Raw genomic sequence first — 22,273 nt, forward strand, 5'->3', positions numbered from 1 at the left:
CTAAAAATAGTGCAGGAACAACATGTGCCTGAAAGATATGCATTTGCCAATTCCGGCTCTTTCGTCTCCGCTCCGGATAGGGACTATCGAACTGCGCAATCGCGTTGCGCTCGCCCCCATGTCCGGCGTTACCGATCTGCCGTTCCGGCGGCTTGCATGGCGTTATGGTGCCGGCTTCGTCGTGACCGAGATGGTTGCAAGCCGCGAACTGGTCGGCAATGCGTCTGAATCGTGGGCGCGGCTCAAGAACTCCGGCATCAAGCCGCATATCGTTCAGCTTGCCGGCCGTGAGGCCCATTGGATGGCGGAAGCCGCCAAGATAGCTGCAGACAATGGTGCCGATATCATCGACATCAACATGGGATGCCCGGCCAAGAAGGTGACGGGTGGCTACTCCGGCTCGGCACTCATGCGCGATCCCGATCACGCGCTGTCGCTGGTTGAGGCGACAGTCGATGCCGTCGAAGTGCCGGTGACGTTGAAGATGCGGCTCGGCTGGGACGAAAACTCGATCAACGCGCCGCTGATTGCCAAGCGCGCCGAAGACGCCGGGGTGAAGGCGATTACCGTGCACGGCCGCACACGCATGCAGTTCTACAACGGCAAGGCGGATTGGGATGCCATTCGCCCGGTTCGCGAGGTCATTACCGTCCCCCTGGTCGCCAATGGCGACGTGGAGACGATCGCCGACGCGGAAGAGATTCTCCGCCGGTCGGGCGCTGATGCCGTCATGGCCGGGCGTTCGTCGCAGGGGCGCCCGTGGCACGTCGGCTTTCTTGCCGGTGCCGTTGAGCACCCGTCGCAGGCGGAGATCGCCGATATCTTTGCGGAGCACTACGAAATGATGCTCGATTTCTATGGTGTCGACGTCGCCGTGCGGCACGCGCGCAAACATGTCGCCTGGTACCTTGACCGCTTTGCCCCTGATATCGCAGGCACGGAAAAGGCAGCGATCCTGACATCGACCGATGCCCGTTTCGTCTGCGACAGGGCACGCGCCGTGATACTCGACGCGGCTCCGGCCAAGCTGGAAGGCGAGGCGGTCGCAGAAGGAATGGCCGCATGACCGAGAAACCGAGCATTCCCGATGCGGCCGCCAACGGTCTGTCGATGGCGGTTCTGAACGCCATTCAGAACCCGGTGATTCTGGTTGATGCCAATGGTTTGGTCGCGTTTGCCAACTGGGAAGCTGAATCGTTTTTCGGCGCGAGCGCCAACCATCTGGCGCGCCACAACATCAGCGCCTTCATCCCCTTCGGCAGCCCGCTCTTGACCCTGATCGAACAGGTGCGCGAACGCAAGGCGCCGGTCAACGAGTACCGCGTCGACCTGAGTTCGCCGCGTCTCGGCGCCGACAAGCTCGTCGATCTCTATGTCGCCCCGGTCCTTTCCGAGCCAGGCTCGGTCGTCGTCGTCTTCCAGGAGCGCTCGATGGCCGACAAGATCGACCGGCAGCTTACCCATCGTGGTGCTGCCCGTTCGGTGACGGGGCTTGCCTCGATGCTGGCGCACGAAATCAAGAACCCGCTTTCGGGCATCCGCGGTGCCGCCCAACTGCTGGAAACCTCCGCCAATGACGAAGACAGGGCGCTGACACGTCTGATCTGCGATGAGACCGACCGCATCGTCTCGCTGGTCGATCGCATGGAGGTGTTTTCCGACGAGCGCCCGGTGGATCGCGTGCCGCTGAACATCCATTCGGTGCTCGACCATGTGAAGGCGATCGCCAAGGCCGGTTTTGCCCGACACATCAAGTTTGCGGAGAACTACGATCCGTCTCTGCCGCCCGTTTATGCCAACCGCGACCAACTGGTTCAGGTGTTCCTGAACCTGATCAAGAATGCGGCCGAAGCGATCGGCGACCGCAGCGATGGCGAGATCGTGCTGACGACGGCCTACAGGCCGGGTATACGCCTGTCGGTAGCCGGGACGCGCGAGAAGATCTCGCTGCCACTGGAATTCTGCGTGCACGACAATGGACCGGGCGTGCCATCCGACCTGCTGCCGCTGCTCTTCGATCCCTTCATCACCACCAAGACCAACGGTTCCGGCCTGGGGCTGGCGCTGGTCGCCAAGATCATCGGTGCCCATGGCGGCATCGTCGAATGCGACAGCCAGCAGAACCGCACCACTTTCCGTGTCCTGATGCCGGCCTCCAAAGGCCAGGCAGCGGATGAAGACGACATGCCGATGACAAAAGGAAACCTTGCATGACGGGTGCCACGATCCTCGTTGCGGATGACGATGCCGCCATTCGCACCGTGCTGAACCAGGCGCTGAGCCGCGCCGGCTACGATGTCCGCATCACCTCCAATGCGGCGACGCTCTGGCGCTGGATCGCAGCCGGCGACGGCGATCTCGTCGTGACCGACGTTGTCATGCCCGACGAGAATGCCTTCGATCTCCTGCCGCGCATCAAGAAGGCGCGCCCCGATCTGCCGGTGCTGGTCATGAGTGCCCAGAACACCTTCATGACGGCGATCAAGGCTTCGGAGAAGGGTGCCTACGACTATCTGCCGAAGCCCTTCGACCTGACCGAATTGATCGGCATCATCGGCCGGGCGCTGTCGGAGCCCAAGCGCCGGCCGGCCAAGCTCGACGACGACACCCAGGACGGCATGCCGCTGGTTGGCCGTTCGGCGGCGATGCAGGAAATCTACCGGGTGCTGGCGCGCCTGATGCAGACGGACCTGACGCTGATGATCACCGGCGAGTCCGGCACCGGCAAGGAGCTCGTCGCCCGCGCGCTGCACGATTATGGCAAACGCCGCAACGGTCCGTTCGTGGCGATCAACATGGCGGCGATCCCGCGCGATCTGATCGAATCGGAGCTTTTCGGCCACGAGAAGGGCGCCTTCACCGGTGCCCAGGTGCGCTCGACCGGTCGTTTCGAACAGGCCGAGGGCGGCACGCTCTTCCTCGATGAAATCGGCGACATGCCGATGGACGCACAGACCCGCCTGCTGCGCGTCCTGCAGCAGGGCGAATACACGACCGTTGGCGGCCGCACGCCGATCCGTTCGGACGTGCGCATCGTGGCGGCGACCAATAAGGACCTGAAGCAATCGATCAATCAGGGCCTGTTCCGCGAAGACCTCTATTACCGCCTCAACGTCGTGCCGCTGCGTCTGCCGCCGCTACGTGACCGGGCGGAGGATATTCCGGATCTCGTTCGTCACTTCGTCCAGCAGGCCGAAAAGGAAGGGCTCGACGTCAAGCGCTTCGATCATGAAGCGCTGGAACTGATGAAGGCGCATGCCTGGCCGGGCAACGTGCGCGAGTTGGAAAACCTGGTGCGGCGCCTGACGGCACTTTATCCACAGGACGTGATCACCCGCGAGATCATCGAAAACGAGTTGCGTTCCGAGATACCGGACAGCCCGATCGAAAAGACCGCGGCGCGGCCCGGATCGCTCACCATTTCGCAGGCCGTCGAAGAAAACATGCGCCAGTATTTCGCAAGCTTCGGCGAAGCTTTGCCTCCGGCCGGCCTTTACGATCGCGTGCTTGCCGAAATGGAGTATCCGCTGATCCTTGCGGCGCTCACCGCAACCCGTGGTAACCAGATCAAGGCGGCCGATTTGCTCGGCCTCAACCGTAACACGCTGCGCAAGAAAATCCGCGAACTCGGTGTTTCGGTCTATCGCAGCTCACGCAGCGCTTGACTTGGACACGGCCACCGTTGCATTTTCGCCACAATGCGTTGCTTGAACGTGTGACGATCGCCGAATCGCGTGTCGTTGCCGTCTTGTTCAATCGATTTGACCCAATTGATTGACTGGGGGTGCAACGCGGCAGCCCTTTGGGCGGCGAGGTCAACCTTTGACCAGAGAATGCTAGCAAGTGATGCCGTCGCCGGCTGGCGCCGGTTGGGGGAACGCTTTTCATGGTGGACGCAATGGCCTTGCCGCTGGGCACAGATGAGGGACTCGCGGCGCAGGACCGGCGCGCGTCCTTTGCCCTGCCGGGGCTGATGCTGGCGACCGGCGCCTTGATCTGCGCCACTGTCTCGCTGCTCGTTCTTCTCGGATTGACGCCGATACGGCTCGAGCGAAATGTCGTCATCGCCTGCGCTGCCATCAACAGCCTGTTCGTCGTTGGCCTGATCTATCTGATCGCCCGCGAAATCCTGCGGCTGCTACGCGCCCGACGCAAAGGCCGCGCCGCCGCGCGCCTTCACGTGCGCATCGTTGCGCTGTTTTCGATCGTGGCGATCACGCCTGCGGTTCTTGTCGCGATTTTTGCCAGCATCACGCTCGACGTCGGCCTCGATCGCTGGTTTTCGCTGCGGACGCAGGCGATCGTCCGCTCGTCGATCAACGTCGCCCAGGCCTATGTGCTCGAGAATGCCAGCTATCTGCAGGGTCAGACGGTGTCGATGGCCAACGACCTCGAACGCAACCGGCAGCTCTACAGCCTCGACCGCACCGGTTTCACGGAACTCATGACCCGCCAGGCGCGCGGCCGCGGCATGCTTGGGGCATTCCTGGTTCGTGCTGATGGCAGCGCTATAATTCAGGCCAACATCTCCACGGACCGTCCGCTGCCCTCCATTCCGCCGGACGCACTGAAAAGCTCGGTATCCGGTCAACCGACACTGATTCCGCCAGGGGTCACCAACCTTGTCGGGGCCGTTATTCCGCTCGACGACATTCCGGGCACCTATCTCTACACGGTTCGCAATGTCGATCCGGAAGTGATGCGCTCGCTGCGGCTGATGGAAGAGAACACGGCCGAGTACAAGATGCTTGAGGCCGGTCGAACCTTCACGCAGATCGCCTTCGGTGTTCTCTATATCGGGTTTGCGCTCATCGTTCTCCTGGCTGCGATCTGGACCGCGATCGCGGTTGCCGACCGGATCGTCCGGCCCATTCGCCAGTTGATCGGCGCTGCCGACAGTGTCGCCTCCGGCAATCTCGATGTTGTCGTGCCGGTCCGTGCCGTCGACGGCGACGTTGGTAACCTGTCGCGCACCTTCAACAAGATGGTCTCGGAAATCCGCAGCCAGCAGGAACAGATCCTGGAGGCCAAGGACGAAGTCGATCATCGCCGTCGTTTCATCGAGGCTGTTCTTTCAGGCGTGACTGCGGCGGTGATCGGTGTCGGGCGCGATCGACAGATCACCATCGTCAACTCGTTTTCCGAAGAGTTCCTGAAGAAGGCGGCGCCTGAACTCCTCGGCGCGGACCTGCGCACGGTAGCGCCGGAGGTCGAAGAGGTTCTGGTGGAGGCCGAAAGCCGCCATCGCAACGACTACCGCAAGCAGATCAATATCATGCGCAGCGGAACCGAGCGGACGCTGAACGTTCAGGTGACGCGCGAAGAGGGTGGCGAAGCGAACGAATCCTACGTCATCACCATCGATGACATCACCGACCTCGTCATCGCTCAGCGCTCGACCGCCTGGGCCGATGTCGCGCGCCGCATCGCGCACGAGATCAAGAACCCGCTGACGCCGATCCAGCTCTCCGCCGAACGTCTGAAGCGCCGTTATGGCAAGCAGATCAACCAGGAAGACAAGGCTATCTTCGACCAGTGCACCGATACGATCGTGCGCCAGGTAGAAGACATCGGTCGCATGGTCGACGAGTTCTCGGCTTTCGCGCGCATGCCGAAGCCGACCAAGGAAAAGGCGGATCTCCGCACGATCCTGAAGGATGCGATGTTCCTGCGCGAGATGGGCAACAATCACATCGATTTTGTGCGGGACCTCGGCGAAGAGCCGCTCGAGGGCCTGTTCGACGGGCGCATGCTCGGTCAGGCCTTCGGCAACATCGTCAAGAACGCGGTCGAATCGATCGAGGCGGTGCCGGCCGATGCGGCGCGCGGCCATCCGAGGATCGTCGCGCGAGCACGAACCGACGTGGCAACGGGCCGCTTCGTTGTCGATATCATCGACAACGGCAAGGGGCTGCCGACGGAGAACCGGCACAGGATTCTGGAGCCATACATGACGATGCGCGAGAAGGGCACGGGCCTGGGACTCGCCATCGTCAAGAAGATCATTGAGGACCATGGCGGACAATTAGAGTTGCACGACGCGCCAGCCGATTTTGACGGCGGTGTCGGGGCGATGATCCGCGTGGTCCTGCCGCCTGCCGGAGAAACCGGGGGCGAAGACAGTTTGAAGGATAAGGGTGCGAGCGATGGCCGCTGATATTCTGGTTGTGGACGATGAGGAAGATATCCGCGAGATCGTGTCGGGTATCCTCTCTGACGAAGGGCACGAAACCCGCACCGCCTTCGACAGCGACAGTGCGCTGGCGGCGATCAGCGATCGCGTGCCGCGCCTGGTCTTCCTCGATATCTGGATGCAGGGAAGCCGGCTCGACGGCCTGGCGCTGCTCGATGAGATCAAGGGGCGCTATCCGGACCTCCCCGTCGTCATGATTTCCGGTCACGGCAATATCGAGACCGCCGTCAACGCCATCAAGCGTGGCGCCTACGATTTCATCGAGAAGCCCTTCAAGGCCGACCGGCTGATCCTGATTGCCGAGCGGGCGCTGGAAAACTCGAAGCTCAAGCGTGAAGTCTCGGAGCTGAAGAAGAAGTCCGGCGATCCGGTCGAACTGATCGGGACGTCGGTTGCCGTGTCGCAGCTTCGTCAGACGATCGAGAAGGTCGCGCCGACCAACAGCCGCATCATGATCCAGGGGCCGTCCGGATCGGGCAAGGAACTGGTCGCGCGGATGATCCACCGCAAGTCGACGCGGTCGACCGGTCCCTTCGTGGCGCTGAACGCGGCGGCGATCACGCCGGACCGCATGGAAATTGCGCTGTTCGGAACCGAGGGAACGCCGGGACAGCCACGCCGCACTGGTGCGCTCGAGGAAGCCCATGGCGGCATCCTCTATCTCGACGAAATCGGCGAGATGCCGCGCGAGACGCAGAACAAGATTCTGCGGGTGCTCGTCGACCAGCAGTTCGAGCGTGTCGGCGGTACCAAGCGCGTCAAGGTCGATGTCCGGATCATCTCCTCGACCGCCTACAATCTCGAAAACATGATCTCCGAGGGCCTGTTCCGCGAAGACCTGTTCCACCGGCTTGCCGTCATTCCGGTGCGCGTGCCGGCGCTCGCCGAGCGGCGCGAGGATATTCCGTTCCTCGTCGACATGTTCATGCGCCAGGTCAGCGAACAGGCCGGCATTCGTCCGCGCAAGATCGGCGACGATGCCCTGGCCGTGCTCCAGGCCCACGACTGGCCCGGCAACATCCGCCAGCTTCGCAACAACATCGAGCGCCTGATGATTCTTGCCCGCAGCGACGGTCCGGACACGCCGATTTCCGCAGACATGCTGCCGACGGAGGTGGGCGATACGCTGCCGAAGATCTCCGCGCAGGGTGACCAGCACATCATGACGTTGCCGTTGCGCGAGGCTCGCGAAATGTTCGAGCGTGATTATCTGATCGCGCAGATCAACCGATTCGGGGGTAATATTTCGCGCACGGCGGAATTTGTCGGAATGGAGCGGTCGGCGCTGCATCGCAAGCTCAAATCGCTGGGCGTCTGAGGCATTTTTCCGGCCATCGCGGCAGTGCTCCCAGCTGAAAGTACGACATGAAGGTAGTCATTTGTGGTGCGGGCCAGGTGGGGTACGGCATTGCCGAGCGGCTCGCGCAGGAAGATAACGACGTATCGGTGATCGATACCTCGGCGACGCTGATTGCCAACATCACCGAGAGCCTCGACGTGCGCGGCTATGTCGGCCACGGTGCGCATCCGGATGTGCTGGCCAGGGCCGGCGCCGACCAGGCCGACATGCTGATTGCCGTCACGCTCTCCGACGAGGTCAATATCGTCGCCTGTGAAGTGGCCCATGCGATCTTCAACGTGCCGACGAAGGTCGCGCGCATCCGGGCGCAAAGCTATCTCGCGCCCGAGTATTCGAACCTGTTTTCACGTGAGAACGTGCCGATCGACGTCACCATCTCGCCCGAAGTCGAGGTTGGGCGGCTGGTGCTGCGCCGTATTTCCTTTCCCGGCGCGATCGACGTCGTGCGTTTCGCCGAAGATCGTATCGCCATGGTCGCCTTCGAGTGCCTGGAAGATTGCCCGGTCGTCGGCACGCCGCTCCAGCAGCTGAGCGAACTGTTCCCCGATCTGCTTGCAACAGTTACCGGCATCTTCCGCAACGGCAAGGTCATGGCGCCGCATTCGGATGACCAGCTGCAGGCCGGCGATATCGCCTATGTCGTTTGCGACCGGGACCACGCCCGCCGGACCTTGGCGCTCTTTGGCCATGAGGAGCAGGAAGCGCGGCGCATCATCATCTTCGGTGGCGGCAATGTCGGCTACTTCGTTGCCAAGGCCATCGAGGAGCATCAGCCGCGGACCCGGGTGAAACTGATCGAAAGCGATCGCGACCGGGCGGTGGTGATGGCGGATAAGCTGAGCAACACGGTTGTGCTCAACGGTTCGGCGATGGATCAACGGATTCTGGCCCAGGCTGACGTTCAGGATGCCGATCTCGTGGTGGCGCTGACCAACAACGACCAGATCAACATTCTCGGCAGCATGATGGCGAAGCGGCTGGGCGCCAAGTCGACGCTGGTGCTGATCAACGAACCGTCCTATCAGGATTTTGCCGGCACGGCTGGCGTCGACGCCTATGTGAACCCACGTGCCGTTACCATCTCGCGCGTGCTGCAGCATGTCCGCAAGGGGCGCATTCGCGCGGTCTATGCGGTGCAGAAGGGCATGGCCGAGGTGATCGAGGCCGAAGCGTTGGAAACCTCGCCGTTGGTTGGCAGGGCCCTGCGTGACCTCGATCTTCCCGAAGGCATCCGCATCGGTGCACTCTATCGCGACAAGACGTTTATTCGTCCGGACGGCAATACAAAGATCAAGGCGAAGGACCGTGTCGTGCTCTTTGCCACCGCCGATGCCGTACGGCACGTCGAACAGCTTTTCCGCGTCAGCATCCAGTACTTCTAGGGCCGAGATCCATGCCGAGAATTGCCTATGTCAACGGTGCCTACGTGCCGCATGCCGACGCCGGCATCCATATCGAAGACCGCGGTTATCAATTTGCGGACGGCGTCTACGAAGTCTGCGAGATACGCCATGGTTACATCGTCGATCTCAACCGGCATCTCGATCGCCTCGACCGTTCGCTTCGTGAACTGCGCATCGACCGGCCGATGAGCCGGGCGGCGCTCGTGCATGTGATTCGAGAGGTGGTTCGGCGCAACCGGGTCCGGAATGGTCTGTTCTATATCCAGGTCACGCGCGGCGTGGCGCGCCGTGACCATGTGTTTCCGGCCAAGGAGACGATGCCGACGATCGTGGTGACGGCGAAGCGCATCGATGCCGAGGCCATCGCCAAAAAAGCGACGCATGGGATCGCCGCGATCACCGTACCGGAAAACCGCTGGGACCGGGTGGACATCAAGTCCGTCGGGCTCCTTCCCAACGTGCTCGCCCGCCAGAAGGCGAAGGAGGAGGGTGCCCAGGAGGCAATTTTCGTCGATGCCGATGGCACGGTGAAGGAGGGCGCCGCGACCAATGTCTGGATCGTCGATGGCGACGGAACCCTGCGCACGCGTCCGGCCGAGCACGGAATCCTGAAGGGTATCACCCGCACCACCCTGATGGATGTGGCGGGGCCACTTGGGCTCAAGGTCGAGGAGAGAGCTTTCTCGGTCGAGGAAATGCTCGCGGCGCGCGAGGTCTTCATTACCGCTGCCACCAGCATCTGCTTTCCGGTGATTTCGGTGGACGGCAGGCCGATCGGCAATGGGCATCCGGGAAGCATAGCACAGAATATTCGTGAAGCCTTTTTCGGCGTTGCGGAAAAGACATTGATTTGATACCAAACTTAAAGAGGTGTCGGGGAAGGTACTTGTGGCGCCTCTGATTGCAGATATCGACAAAAATGCACCGGCGCGAAACGCCGGCAAATAAGAAAGAAGCGGCGCGATGGCGGAACGTTCTCAAAACTTGCAGGATCTCTTTCTCAACACGGTCCGCAAGCAAAAGATTTCATTGACAATTTTTCTTATCAACGGTGTCAAGCTCACCGGCGTCGTGACGTCTTTTGATAATTTCTGCGTCCTGTTGCGTCGCGATGGCCACTCGCAACTGGTCTACAAGCACGCAATCTCGACCATCATGCCCGGCCAGCCGCTGCAGATGTTCGAGAACGAAGAAGCTGCATCCTGACGGGACGTTAGGCACATTACCAAGCGGGATTCAAAGTCGTCGTCGATCATTCCGGAGCTCGAGAAGCTCCGCGACGACATGCGCGCGGTTGTCATCGTTCCGGTCTTGAAGAAGACCGGAAGGCAGTCCGCAGACATCCTCTCGACTACAACGACGCGTACCGACGAAAGTCGCCTTGAAGAGGCGACCGGTCTGGCGATGGCGATCGATCTGGAAGTCGTGCATGGCGCCATCGTTCCGGTGTCGCAGCCCAAGCCAGGCACGCTGCTCGGCAGCGGCAAGATCGAGGAAATCGGTCACATCCTCGTCGAGCTCGATGCTGGCCTGGTGATCGTCGACCATCCCTTGACGCCGGTGCAGCAACGCAACCTCGAAAAGGAATGGAACGCCAAGGTCATCGACCGGACCGGCCTCATTCTGGAGATTTTCGGTCGCCGCGCCTCCACCAAGGAAGGCACGCTGCAGGTCGATCTCGCCCATCTCAATTACCAGAAAGGCCGCCTGGTTCGAAGCTGGACCCACCTTGAGCGTCAGCGCGGTGGTGGCGGCTTCATGGGCGGTCCGGGTGAAACCCAGATCGAGGCGGACCGGCGCTTGCTGCAGGACCGCATCGTCAAGCTCGAGCGCGAGCTGGAGCAGGTCCGCCGCACCCGGCAGTTGCACCGTTCCAAGCGCAAGAAGGTGCCGCATCCGATCGTCGCTCTCGTCGGCTATACCAACGCCGGCAAGTCCACGCTTTTCAATCGCATGACCGGGGCGGGCGTTCTGGCCGAGGACATGCTGTTTGCGACGCTCGATCCGACACTTCGGCGCTTGAAGCTGCCGCATGGCCGCATGGTCATCCTCTCCGACACGGTCGGGTTCATTTCCGATCTGCCGACGCACTTGGTCGCCGCCTTCCGTGCGACGCTTGAAGAGGTGCTGGAAGCGGACCTGATCCTGCATGTGCGCGATCTCTCCGACCCGGACAACCAGGCGCAGGCAAGTGATGTACTTCGCATTCTCGCCGATCTCGGCATCGACGAGAAGGAAGCCTCCGAACGGCTCATCGAGGTCTGGAACAAGATCGACCGGCTCGATACCGAATCGCGTGAGGCGCTGCAGAGCAAGGCGGCAACCTCGGGCAATACGGTCGCCGTTTCCGCCATCACCGGCGAGGGCGTCGATGAGCTGCTAGGCGAAATTGGTCGCCGCCTGTCAGGCGTGCTGACCGAATGCACCGTCGTGCTCGGCATCGATCAGCTGCAGCTTCTGCCCTGGGTCTATCAGCACGCCATCGTCGATGGCCGTGAGGACCTGGAGGACGGGCGTGTGAGCCTTGAACTCAGGCTGACCGAAAACGAGGCCGCCGATCTGGAACGCCGCCTCGGAAACGGGCCAAAGCCGGTTGAGGAAGACTGGTAAGCCTGCGCTTCCGATTCGCTCACTGTTGACCTCAGCTTTCGCGCGAGGGAACGCATAGGATATATGCGTTCCCGATTGCCTTAGCCGAGTTGCCGCTCGATCGCCTTCGCCGCCTGCCAAAGCTCTTCCATCCGCTCGAGCGTCGCGCCATCCAGCGTCTCGCCGGCGTCGCCGAGTTCGCGCTCGATATGGGCGAAGCGGCGGCGGAACTTGGTGTTGGTTCCGCGAAGGGCCATTTCCGGATCGGTCCCGACATGACGGCCGATATTAACCACCGCAAAAATCAGGTCGCCCAGTTCATCGCTGACCTTGGCGCGGTCCTTTTCGCGCAGCGCCTGGCGCAATTCGCCGATCTCTTCCTCGATCTTATCGAGAATAGGCTCGGGCTCCGACCAATCGAAACCGACCTTGGCAGCCCGTTCCTGCAGCTTTAGGGCCTCGACCAGTGCCGGAAACGAGCGCTGGACCGAGCCGAGATGGCTTGCGGCGGAGTCCGGAAGAAGGCCGCGCTTAGCGCGCTTTTCCTGCCGCTCAGCCTTTTCGGCCTGCTTGATCTCGTCCCACTGCAACTTGACCGCTTCAGGCGTATCGGCCTCGGAGCGGGCAAAGACATGCGGATGGCGGCGGATCATCTTGCGCGTCACCGCTTCGACGACGTCGCCAAAGGCAAAGTCGCCGGCTTCCTCCGCCATCCGGGCATGGAACACCACCTGCAGCAGCAGATCGCCGAGTTCGTCGCAGAGGTCGTGCATGTCGCCGCGCTCGATGGCATCGGCAACCTCATAGGCTTCCTCGATCGTGTAGGGTTTGATCGTCTCGAAGGTCTGGACGATGTCCCAGGGGCAACCGGTTTCCGGCTGCCGGAGCGCGGCCATGATATCGAGCAGGCGTTTTATATCGCGTGAAGGTTCCATGGATCTCAGTTCAGCGGAATGGCGTTGTCATCCTTGCCCGACTGGTAGTTGTCGGAAAGGCTCTGGTAGCGGGCGCGAATGCGCGAATCTTGTTCGGCGAGCCGCGCCTTGGTCACAGGGTCGGCATCCCTGACGAGTGCGGCGATCGAGGCCGAATGCCAGAAGGCGTTGTCCTGTGCATAGCCGCCCGGCTCCAGCCGGAAGACTTCCTTCAGGATCTTGAGGTCATGCGGGATCGCGAAGCTGTCGCGGGAATCCTCATGGCTGAAGAAATAATAGAAATTGTCGAACCCGGCCCAGGTGATAGCTGAAAGGCACATGGAGCAGGGCTCGTGCGTCGAAAGAAAGATGAGGTCGCGGGTATCGGGCTTTTCCGCCATCTCGTAGAAACGCTTCAGCGTGTGGACCTCGCCATGCCAGAGCGGATTTTCCGTCTCATTGTTGGTTTCGGCCAGCACCAGCGACAGGTCGGATTTGCGCAGGATCGCGGCGCCGAACACCTTGTTTCCGGCGGCGACACCCTTTTCGGTGAGCGGCAGGATATCCTGCTCGATTACGGTCAAAAGCCGTTCGGCGAGGTCCGATTGGGTCATGTCTTGCATCTCCGGCGGGTCAGTGACCGCATTTAACGGAGGTTGCCCCCGCGGCGCAATGGCTGCGGAAGGGCAGGCGTTTTGTCGACCTCGGAGATATTTGCTCAAAATAATGCACCGCCGAGCAAAACAATACGTGCCCGGAAAGGCAATGAAATTTCTGTTCCTTCAAATGTCGTGCCCCATGCGGGATATTCGGCGCAGCCTGTAGAAGGAACCGTTTGCCAGACCATGACGCAGCAGCTCGCCGTTTTCCCAGCATTCTTTCGCGTCGCGCAGAAGCGCGTGGCGGTGTTCGGCAATGGCGACGGGGCCTTTGCGAAGGTGCGGCTGCTCTTGAACACGGAAGCGTCGCTCGTCGTCTTTGCCGATGAGCCTGAAGCGGATTTTGCACAGTATCTGCGCGACCGCGGCGTTGAACATGTTCGGGCTGCCTTCGCAGCCGAGCAGCTTGACGGCGCCATCCTCGTTTTCGCCGCAACCGGCGACTCCGCGGAGGATCGCCGCATCGTCACTGCGGCGCGTGCGCAGAAAATCCCGGCAAACGCCGTCGACCAGCCCGACTATTGCGATTTCTTCACCCCCGCGCTCATCAACCGCGCGCCGGTCGCCGTTGCCATCGGTACGGAAGGTGCAGGCCCGGTGCTCGCGCAGATGATCCGCGCCCAGATCGATCAGCTTCTTTCCCCGTCGCTCGGAGTCGTCGCCTCGCTCGCGGCAAGCTACCGCGAGGCGGTTGATCGCCTGGTGCCGCGCGGCGTGGCGCGTCGGCTCTTCTGGCGCCGGTTCTTTCAGGGCTCGGTTGCCGATAAGGTCGCCGGCGGCGATCTGGCCGCTGCCCGCCGTGAGGTTTCACGTCTGCTCGATACGCCCGAGAAGGCTCCGGGCCACGTCTGGCTCGTTGGCGCCGGTCCGGGCGCCGAAGACCTGCTGACACTGCGCGCCCAGCGCGTGATGATGGAAGCCGACGCGATCGTCTATGATGCGTTGGTGCCGCAGGTGATCGTCGACATGGGCCGCCGTGACGCCGAGCGTCTCTCTGTTGGCAAGCGCAAGGGCTGCCACACGAAGTCTCAAGGTGAGATCAACCAGTTGCTCGTGACGCTCGCGGCCGAAGGCAAGCGCGTGGTTCGGCTGAAATCCGGGGATCCCCTGGTCTATGGCCGCGCTGGTGAGGAAATGGCTGCCCTCCGCGAAGCCGGTATCAGCTACGAGATCGTCCCGGGCATCACCTCCGCCTTCGCCGCTGCCGCTGATTTCGAACTGCCGCTGACGCTTCGGGGTGTCGCATCGTCGCTGGTCTTCACGACAGGTCACGATCTGACTGGCGAGGTCCTACCCGATTGGGCGCGGCTTGCCGTTTCTGGCGCGACGATCGCTGTCTATATGGGTCGCACGGTCGCGGCCTCCGTCGCCGAGCGTCTGATGCAGGCGGGTCTGCCTGCGGAAACCACGGTCGCGGTGATCGAGAATGCCAGCCGCGCGGATCGTCGCCTGCTGCATGGCACGCTCAAGGACCTTCCGGACCTGGAAAACCGGACTGAGCTTTCGGGTCCCGTCATGGTCATCATCGGCGACGCCGTCGCAGGCGCCAACTTCGAGCGGTCCGAGCCGCTGGTCGTCGGCAAGGCACGCGATGCCAAGAGAATCGTTGAAGTCGCCCTGGGGCGTAACGAACAGATTTTGAACTGAGGAAGAGGTCATGGTGAGCAAGGTTTTGACGGCAAACAGGCTTTCGGACGGCATTTCCGTCTGGCTGGATGCTGCGGGCAACTGGGTCGAATCGCTTCAGGATGCCTTCATCGCCCGCCATGCTGAGGCCGTGACGGCGCTCGAAGCCACCGGCAAACAGGCTTTCGACGACAACAAAGTCGTCGATGCCAATGTGGTCGACGTCGAAGAGGTCAACGGCACGCTTCGCCCGCTGCGCATGCGCGAGCGCATTCGTGCCGAAGGCCCGTCGATCCCCTATGCTGCCGGCTACAACGGGCTGGCCGGCCCGAAACACGCTGCCTGAGGAACCGATACCCGATGTACCGTTACGATGAATTCGACCACGCTTTCGTTTCCTCCCGCGTCGAACAGTTCCGCGATCAGGTCGAGCGCCGCCTGAGCGGCGAGCTCGCCGAGGACGCCTTCAAGCCGCTGCGCCTGATGAACGGCGTTTACCTGCAGCTTCATGCCTATATGCTGCGCGTCGCCATTCCCTATGGCACCTTGTCGAGCCGCCAGATGCGCATGCTTGCCCATATCGCGCGCAAGTATGACCGCGGCTACGGCCACTTCACCACGCGCCAGAACATCCAGTACAATTGGCCGCGCCTGTCGGACACGCCGGATATCCTGCAGGAACTGGCAAGCGTCGAGATGCATGCGCTGCAGACGTCAGGCAATTGCATTCGCAACGTCACAGCCGATCACTTCGCCGGTGCGGCTGCCGATGAAGTAGCGGATCCAAGGCCTTATGCCGAGATCCTCAGACAATGGTCGAGCGTGCATCCGGAGTTTTCGTTCCTGCCGCGCAAGTTCAAGATCGCCGTGACCGGCGCTGAGCGCGACCGCGCCGCGATCCAGGTCCACGACATCGGGCTGCACCTGAAGAAGGACGAGAACGGCCGCATCGGCTTTGCCGTCTATGTCGGCGGTGGTCAGGGCCGCACGCCGATGATCGCCAAGAAGATCCGCGACTTCCTGCCGGAAGAGGATTTGTTGTCCTACACCACGGCGATCATGCGCGTGTACAACCTGCATGGCCGTCGCGACAACAAGTACAAGGCGCGCATCAAGATCCTCGTGCACGAAACCGGTGCCGAGGAGCTGTCGCGTCAGGTCGAAGTCGAGTTCGCGGCGTTGAAGGACACCGAGCTGAAGCTGCCGGAAACCGACATTCAGGCAATCTCCACCTACTTCGCGCCGCCCGCCCTCGAAAACCGCGCCGAGGGCTGGGAAAGCCTTGCACGCTGGAAGAAAACCGATACGGACTTTGCCCGCTGGGTGCAGCAGAACGTGCAGCCGCACAAGCACCCGGACTACGGCATGGTGACGATCTCGCTGAAGCCGATCGGCGGCATTCCGGGTGACGCCAGCGACGCGCAGATGGATGCCGTTGCCGATATCGCCGAGGAATATGCCTTCGACGAAATCCGCGTCAGCCATGAGCAGAACCTCATCCTGCCGCATGTGGCACTGGCCGATCTTGAACCGGTCTACCGTGCGCTCGTTGCCGCCGGTCTCGCCACCGCCAATGCCGGCCTGATCACGGACATCATCGCCTGTCCCGGGCTGGACTATTGCGCGCTCGCCAATGCGCGCTCCATTCCGGTGGCCCAGGAGATTTCGACCCGCTTCGGTTCGCCCGAGCGCCAGGCCGAGATCGGCGAGCTGAAGATCAAGATCTCCGGCTGCATCAACGCCTGCGGTCATCACCATGTCGGCCATATCGGCCTGCTCGGCGTCGAGAAGAAGGGTGCGGAACTTTATCAGATCACGCTCGGCGGCTCCGGCGACGAGAACACGTCCATCGGCGAGATCATCGGCCGCGGCTTTGAGCCGGAGAAGGTGACCGACGCGGTGGAGACGATCGTCGACACCTATCTGGGACTGCGCCGCGACAGGCAAGAGACCTTCCTCGAAGCCTATCGCCGCGTCGGCCCGCAACCCTTCAAGGACGCGCTCTACGGCAGTGCGCAGGAAGCTGCCTGAGGCGCAAGGAACGAACATGACGAAAATCTGGAAGGAAACCGGCTTCGTGGGCGATGATCCCTGGGTCATCGAGACGGAGGAAACCAAGGCAGGCTCGAACGAGAAGGCGATTATCGGCCTCGACGCGTTCCTCGCCAGGGTGGAGACGAGCGACGAAACCGGCCTCGGCGTGGTGATCGCGCCGGCGGACGACGTGACGAAGCTGGCGCCCCATCTCGATCGCGTTGCGCTGGTGGCGGTGGCGTTCCCGGCCTTCAACGACGGCCGCGCCTTCAGCCATGCGTCGCTGCTGCGTTCGCGGCTCGGCTTCGGCGGTGAGGTGAGAGCGGTTGGCGACGTGTTGATCGACCAGATTCCGCTGATGCTGCGCTGTGGTGTCGACAGCTTTGCGGTCAGCAATGCGACGGCTCTTAAGCGCCTAGCAGAGGGACGCCTGCCGGGCATCGCCGTGCACTACCAGCCGACGGCAAAGCCTTCCGCCGACGCGAAATCCTATAGCTGGCGGCGGGTTTCTTAAGTCTCGATCAGCCGCGACAGTGTGAAGCACGCGGAAATCCCCGAAAGCGTCTATATTTGGAAGGGATTTCCTTCCCATTGCGCGTGGCTTGGAATATCCGATCATTGTTGATAAACAGGGTCATCATTACAGGACTTTAGCCAGATGAATGCTCCGGCAAAAACGGAAGATTTCGCGATCCAGGCACCGGCAGGCGTTTACGTCGAGACGGTGACGAGCGTTGAGCACTATACGGATCGGCTCTTCCGCTTCCGCATGACCCGCCCTGCCGAATTCCGCTTCCGCTCGGGCGAATTCGCGATGATCGGCCTGATGGTCGGCGACAAGCCGGTCTATCGCGCCTATTCGATCGCCAGCCCTGCCTGGGACGAAGAGCTGGAGTTCTTCTCGATCAAGGTGCCGGATGGCCCGCTGACCTCGCATCTGCAGGGGATCAAGCCCGGCGATAAGGTGCTGATGCGCAAGAAGCCGACCGGCACGCTGGTGCTCGATGCGCTGGTTCCCGGCCGAAGGCTCTACATGTTCTCGACCGGCACCGGCATTGCGCCTTTCGCAAGCCTGATCCGTGATCCGGAAACCTATGAGAAATTCGAGGAAGTGATCCTCACCCATACCTGCCGCGACGTAGCCGAGCTGAAATACGGCTTCGACCTCGTGGAGGAGATCCGCAATCACGAGTTCCTGAACGAGATCGTCGGCGACAAGCTGCGCCACTATGCGACAGTCACGCGCGAGGACTATCCGTTCAAGGGTCGCGTCACCGACCTGATGGTCAACGGCAAGTTCTTCTCCGATCTCGGCCTGCCGCCGCTTGATCCGGCGATCGATCGCGGCATGATTTGCGGCTCGACGGCGATGCTGAAGGACACCAAGGAAATCCTCGAAGCTGCGGGCTTGACCGAAGGCGCCAACAACAAGCCGGCCGAATTCGTGATCGAGCGGGCCTTCGTCGGCTGATCCTTTTTTGTGCAGTCTTATCGTTTGAAGGGCGCGCCTTGGGTGCGCCCTTCGTCGTTTGTGGCGATGCGTGGTGGAGCTATGCATTTGCGGCAGCTCGGCCCTGTCCATTCTGCGTATCGCGCAGCTTCGCCAAGGGCTATCGTGCCTCCGTAAAACTTCATAACGTGTGCGTGCAGCCATGCAGATTTAGCGCACCAAAAACCAAGCCCGCGCCGTCCTGATGTGAGCCCCGCGGGCTCTGCAGGGAGTGCCCGATGAGCGGCGATATTCGAACAAGCCTTGAGACCAGGATTCGCTGCAAGCCACTGCGCGATCGCATCGTCACGCCGGAAGCGGCGGCCGCACTCATCAAGGATGGCATGACGATCGGCATGAGCGGCTTCACCAAGGCGGGCGATGCCAAGGCGGTTCCGCTCGCGATGGCCGAACGTGCGGCGCGCGAGGAGTTTCGCATCACGCTTATGACCGGCGCTTCGCTCGGTCACGACATCGACAGGACGCTGACGGAAGCCGGTGTCCTTGCCCGGCGCCTGCCGTTTCAGTCCGATCCCGTTCTCAGGGCCGCGATCAACCGTGGCGAGGTGATGTTCATCGACCAGCATCTCTCGGAAACCGTCGAGCAGTTGCGCTCCGGACAGATCAGCCCGATCGACTATGCGGTGGTTGAGGCGGTGGCGATTACCGAGGATGGCGGCATCGTGCCGTCGACATCGGTCGGCAACTCCGCAAGCTTCGCGATCCTGGCGAAGAAGGTAATCGTCGAGCTCAATCTCAGCCATAGCCCCGAGCTCGAAGGCCTGCACGATATCTACATTCCAGCGAAGCGCCCGAGCCGCACGCCGATCCCTGTCGTTGCCTGCGACAGCCGCGCAGGTTCGCCCTATATCCCGGTCGATCCCGAAAAGATCGTCGCCATCGTTGTCACCGAGAAAGAGGACAGCGCTGCGCGCATCTCGCCGCCGGATGCCGAGACCACGGCGATTGCCGGCCACCTGATCGGCTTCCTGCAGGAAGAGGTGCGCAGAGGCCGCCTCGACATGACGCTCAATCCGCTGCAGGCCGGCATCGGCGTCATTGCCAATTCAGTGCTGAGCGGTCTCGTCGACAGTCCGTTCCATGATCTGCGCATGTACAGCGAGGTGCTTCAGGACAGCACTTTCGAGCTCTTCGAGGCAGGCAAGCTGAGCTTCGCTTCGGCATCGTCGATGACGCTGAGCAGCGCCTGGGCCGATCGGGTGTTCCGCAACATCGGCGCCTACAAGGACAAACTGGTCCTCAGGCCGCAGGAGGTGAGCAACCATCCGGAGATCATTCGCCGCCTGGGTGTTATCGGCATCAACACGGCGCTCGAATTCGATATCTATGGCAACGTCAATTCCACCCATGTCGGCGGCACCGACATGATGAACGGCATTGGCGGCTCTGGCGATTTCGCCCGCAACGCCTTCTTGTCCATCTTCGTCGCCAAGTCGGTTGCGAAGGGCGGCGCCATCTCGTCCGTCGTGCCGATGGTGTCCCATGTCGACCACACGGAGCACGACGTCGATATTCTTGTGACCGAGCATGGACTTGCCGATCTGCGCGGGCTGGCGCCACGGGAGCGCGCGCCCGCGGTCATCAGCAACTGTTGCCACCCGGCCTACCGCGAATTGCTCTCCGACTACTTCGAACGTGCGGTCGCGACCAGGGGTGGCCAGACGCCTCATATCCTTGAAGAGGCATTCGATTGGCATGTACGACGCCTGAAGACCGGAAGCATGATGCCAACTGCGTGATTTGACGGATTTGATGCGAAGAAATCATTGTGAAAGCAAGTGTTTGCGATGATTTCTTCGAGTTCATTCCAGCATCTTCAGGCGTCTGAGAGATAGTTCATCAACTCCGTCATGGCTGCAGACGCACCTGGAGCGTCAGCCCTCTCGACCGCATCGATCACGGTGACATGGCGGCGGACGGATCCCACCATCTTCTCGGGAGAGGATGACGCAAACCAGATCCGGCGCGCATGCGTCTGCAAAGGCGCCAGCGCCGCGGTCAGGAAGCGGTTGGGACAGGCCTCCTCCATCAGTTCGTCAAAGACCTTGTCGGCCACGAGGAACCCCTCCATGTCGCCTGCATCGAGGCGGGAGGCCATTTCCGCGCCGCAGGCTTTCATCGCACTTCTGTCATCGGCGCTCGCGTGGGTCGCTACCAGAGCGGCCGCAAGCGGCTCCAGCTTCTGCCTGGCCTGCATGACATGGACCTGGTCGTCGGGGCGGATCGTGGTGATCTGCAGGCCGACGCGTGGTCGCACATCCATCAGGCCCTGCCAGGCAAGCTTCTGGATCGCCTCGCGAACCGGCGTTCGGCCAAGCCCCGCGAGCTCGATCAGTTGCCTCTCGGTGACCAGCGCGCCGGGCTCGAGCTTCAGTGTAACGATGAGGCGTTCGAGCGCGAGGTAGGCGAGGTGAGCATGGGATTGCAGTGGCATGCCGTTCCTTTGCTTCTGATATATCAGGAGCTTGCACAATTTTTCAGAAGGAGGCAAGCAAGGCGATCGTCGCATCTCTGTATCGCCTCTCAAGCTGATGCGAGCCTTGAGAAATATAATTTAGAGAGCGCTCAAAAATCACAAATTTCAAAGGCATGAATAAAGGAAGCTCATAGGCCGTTTCCAAGGGGATTGATGTTGACGAATGGTAAGGGGCTTGTCAGTCTTCCCCTTGGCAACAACCGTCTGACATCGGCGTTGAGGGGCGCAAGATGCAAGTGGGCGCGTTTCTGGTCTGGTCGCTGATGGTGCTCGCAGGGCTGCTGGCCGTACCGGCGGTCAGCCACACCAATGCATTGACGACATTCTCGCTGATGGCGTCGTCCGCTGCCTTCGTCGGCATGGCGATCGCCCAGTTCATGGCGACCCGCCCGCCTATCGTCGAAGCCTTGTTCGGTGGGCTCGATCGCGTCTACCACTTCCACCGGAGGATCGGCATCTCGGTGCTGTGCCTTATCCTCATCCATTATTTCCTGAAACCGGACTTCAAGGGCCTGGCACTGACGAGCGGTTTGAACCAGCTGGCTGCTTCTGCCGGAAAATACGCGTTCTATGGTTTCGTCATCCTACTTGTTCTTAGCATTGTCAAAATCATCCCGAGGACGAAGATCGAGATTCCCTACCATCTCTGGCGCTACACGCACCGTCTGATCGGCCTGCTCTTCGTTCTCGTCGCCTTCCATCAGATGTTCATCAAACGTCCCTATGACGGCACGGCACTTCTGGCGGTTTATCTCAATGCCTTCGCCGCGCTCGGCATCCTGAGCTATGCCTACACCCAGCTTCTGCCGTGGCTCAGAACCCGCGGCTACGAAGTTTTCGAGGTGGCGAAGCATGACGGAGCGACGATGATCACGGCGCGACCGGTCGGACGGCCCATGCGAGCGAAGCCGGGCCAGTTCGGATTCCTGCGTGTCATGAAGCCGGGCCTGCGCGAGCCGCATCCGTTTACGATCGCGGGCATCGAGGCTGACGGTATCGTCCGCTTCGCGATCAAGCCGCTCGGCGACTACACGCAGGCGCTGCGCGATGGTGTCGCGGTCGGTGATCGGCTGAAGCTCGAAGGCGGCTATGGTCGCTTCAACCATCGCCGCGGCGGCAAGAAGCAGATCTGGCTCGCCGGCGGCATCGGCGTCACGCCGTTTCTGGCAATGGCCCGGCACTTGAAGGGCGATGAAGGCCAGGAGATTCACATGGTCTACTGCGTGCGCGACAGGCGCGAAGCGATTGGCCTGGAGACCTTCGAGGGGCAGGCGCAGAAGCTCGGAAACTTCAGTTTTGTCCTGCACGATTCTTCCGTGGACGGGCGCTTGGACGCTGCCAAGCTGGCGACCGGAAGCGCGATCGATCCGGCGGAGGCCGATCTCTGGTTCTGCGGCCCGGCGCCGCTGAGGGAGGCAATCGTCAAAGGCTTGAAAGATCTTGGCAAGAGGCCGCGACGGGTCGAATTCGAGCAATTTCAGTTTCGATAGACAGCAGATTTCAGTAGCG

General features: G+C 61.6%; 19 protein-coding genes. 16 read left to right on the forward strand and 3 right to left on the reverse strand.

Going from position 1 to position 22,273, the window contains the following annotated elements:
- Positions 1-22 precede the first annotated feature (22 nt).
- The 9 genes from dusB to hflX all read left to right on the forward strand — a co-directional run bounded on the left by dusB (position 23) and on the right by hflX (position 11,566).
- Positions 23-1,066, forward strand: a complete 1,044-nt coding sequence (gene dusB, locus AC3WWH_RS07585; RefSeq protein ID WP_058320584.1) for a tRNA dihydrouridine synthase DusB — start codon at positions 23-25, stop codon at positions 1,064-1,066.
- A complete protein-coding gene (locus AC3WWH_RS07590; protein ID WP_058320585.1) occupies positions 1,063-2,214 on the forward strand; it encodes a two-component system sensor histidine kinase NtrB in 1,152 nt (383 codons plus the stop codon). The genes dusB and AC3WWH_RS07590 overlap by 4 nt, the downstream gene beginning before the upstream one ends.
- A complete protein-coding gene (gene ntrC, locus AC3WWH_RS07595; protein WP_057255678.1) occupies positions 2,211-3,665 on the forward strand; it encodes a nitrogen regulation protein NR(I) in 1,455 nt (484 codons plus the stop codon). Before AC3WWH_RS07590 ends, ntrC begins: the two co-directional genes overlap by 4 nt.
- A 221-nt stretch (positions 3,666-3,886) precedes the next feature.
- Positions 3,887-6,157 carry a sensor histidine kinase NtrY-like gene (locus AC3WWH_RS07600; RefSeq protein WP_058320586.1) on the forward strand — a complete coding sequence of 757 codons (2,271 nt, stop codon included), beginning with the start codon at positions 3,887-3,889 and terminating at the stop codon, positions 6,155-6,157.
- Positions 6,147-7,511, forward strand: a complete 1,365-nt coding sequence (ntrX, locus tag AC3WWH_RS07605; RefSeq protein ID WP_057255682.1) for a two-component system response regulator NtrX — start codon at positions 6,147-6,149, stop codon at positions 7,509-7,511. Before AC3WWH_RS07600 ends, ntrX begins: the two co-directional genes overlap by 11 nt.
- 47 nt (positions 7,512-7,558) lie before the next feature.
- Positions 7,559-8,935: a Trk system potassium transporter TrkA gene (trkA, locus tag AC3WWH_RS07610; RefSeq protein ID WP_057255685.1), complete on the forward strand. Its 1,377-nt coding sequence runs from the start codon at positions 7,559-7,561 to the stop codon at positions 8,933-8,935.
- A gap of 11 nt (positions 8,936-8,946) precedes the next feature.
- Positions 8,947-9,810 (forward strand): D-amino-acid transaminase, encoded by an 864-nt coding sequence (locus AC3WWH_RS07615; protein WP_057255686.1) that lies wholly within the window; start codon positions 8,947-8,949, stop codon positions 9,808-9,810.
- A 109-nt stretch (positions 9,811-9,919) separates the two neighbouring features.
- The gene (gene hfq, locus AC3WWH_RS07620) at positions 9,920-10,162 is read left to right on the forward strand and encodes an RNA chaperone Hfq (RefSeq protein WP_003535434.1); all 243 of its coding nucleotides are present in this window, start codon (positions 9,920-9,922) and stop codon (positions 10,160-10,162) included.
- A 78-nt stretch (positions 10,163-10,240) separates the two neighbouring features.
- Positions 10,241-11,566 (forward strand): GTPase HflX, encoded by a 1,326-nt coding sequence (gene hflX / locus AC3WWH_RS07625; RefSeq protein ID WP_057255688.1) that lies wholly within the window; start codon positions 10,241-10,243, stop codon positions 11,564-11,566.
- An 80-nt stretch (positions 11,567-11,646) separates the two neighbouring features.
- Here hflX and mazG read toward each other — a convergent pair whose 3' ends face one another.
- Together mazG and AC3WWH_RS07635 are read right to left on the reverse strand one after the other, a co-directional pair.
- Complete coding sequence (gene mazG / locus AC3WWH_RS07630; protein ID WP_057255690.1) at positions 11,647-12,480, reverse strand: nucleoside triphosphate pyrophosphohydrolase; 834 nt, start codon at positions 12,478-12,480, stop codon at positions 11,647-11,649.
- A 5-nt stretch (positions 12,481-12,485) separates the two neighbouring features.
- Positions 12,486-13,073, reverse strand: a complete 588-nt coding sequence (locus AC3WWH_RS07635; protein WP_058320587.1) for a deaminase — start codon at positions 13,071-13,073, stop codon at positions 12,486-12,488.
- Positions 13,074-13,304: 231 nt separating this feature from the next.
- Between AC3WWH_RS07635 and cysG the strand changes: the two genes are divergently transcribed.
- The 6 genes from cysG to scpC all read left to right on the forward strand — a co-directional run bounded on the left by cysG (position 13,305) and on the right by scpC (position 20,027).
- Positions 13,305-14,765 (forward strand): siroheme synthase CysG, encoded by a 1,461-nt coding sequence (cysG, locus tag AC3WWH_RS07640; protein ID WP_058320588.1) that lies wholly within the window; start codon positions 13,305-13,307, stop codon positions 14,763-14,765.
- 10 nt (positions 14,766-14,775) lie between these two features.
- Positions 14,776-15,090 (forward strand): DUF2849 domain-containing protein, encoded by a 315-nt coding sequence (locus AC3WWH_RS07645; protein WP_057255696.1) that lies wholly within the window; start codon positions 14,776-14,778, stop codon positions 15,088-15,090.
- Between the two features lie 14 nt (positions 15,091-15,104).
- A complete protein-coding gene (locus AC3WWH_RS07650; RefSeq protein WP_058320589.1) occupies positions 15,105-16,775 on the forward strand; it encodes a nitrite/sulfite reductase in 1,671 nt (556 codons plus the stop codon).
- A gap of 16 nt (positions 16,776-16,791) precedes the next feature.
- Complete coding sequence (locus tag AC3WWH_RS07655) at positions 16,792-17,292, forward strand: DUF934 domain-containing protein (RefSeq protein WP_058320590.1); 501 nt, start codon at positions 16,792-16,794, stop codon at positions 17,290-17,292.
- A gap of 144 nt (positions 17,293-17,436) precedes the next feature.
- On the forward strand, positions 17,437-18,249 hold the full coding sequence (locus AC3WWH_RS07660) for a ferredoxin--NADP reductase (protein WP_057255702.1): 813 nt from the start codon (positions 17,437-17,439) through the stop codon (positions 18,247-18,249).
- A 257-nt stretch (positions 18,250-18,506) separates the two neighbouring features.
- Entirely contained in the window at positions 18,507-20,027 is a 1,521-nt protein-coding gene (gene scpC, locus AC3WWH_RS07665; protein ID WP_058320591.1) for a succinyl-CoA:acetate CoA-transferase ScpC, read from the forward strand.
- 77 nt (positions 20,028-20,104) lie between these two features.
- Here the strand turns inward: scpC and AC3WWH_RS07670 are convergent, their stop codons facing one another.
- Complete coding sequence (locus tag AC3WWH_RS07670) at positions 20,105-20,722, reverse strand: GntR family transcriptional regulator (RefSeq protein ID WP_058320637.1); 618 nt, start codon at positions 20,720-20,722, stop codon at positions 20,105-20,107.
- 272 nt (positions 20,723-20,994) lie between these two features.
- Between AC3WWH_RS07670 and AC3WWH_RS07675 the strand changes: the two genes are divergently transcribed.
- Complete coding sequence (locus AC3WWH_RS07675; RefSeq protein ID WP_058320592.1) at positions 20,995-22,254, forward strand: ferredoxin reductase family protein; 1,260 nt, start codon at positions 20,995-20,997, stop codon at positions 22,252-22,254.
- Positions 22,255-22,273: the final 19 nt, after the last annotated feature.

The sequence above is a fragment of the Ensifer sp. EB106-03-01-XG145 genome, from assembly GCF_058792075.1.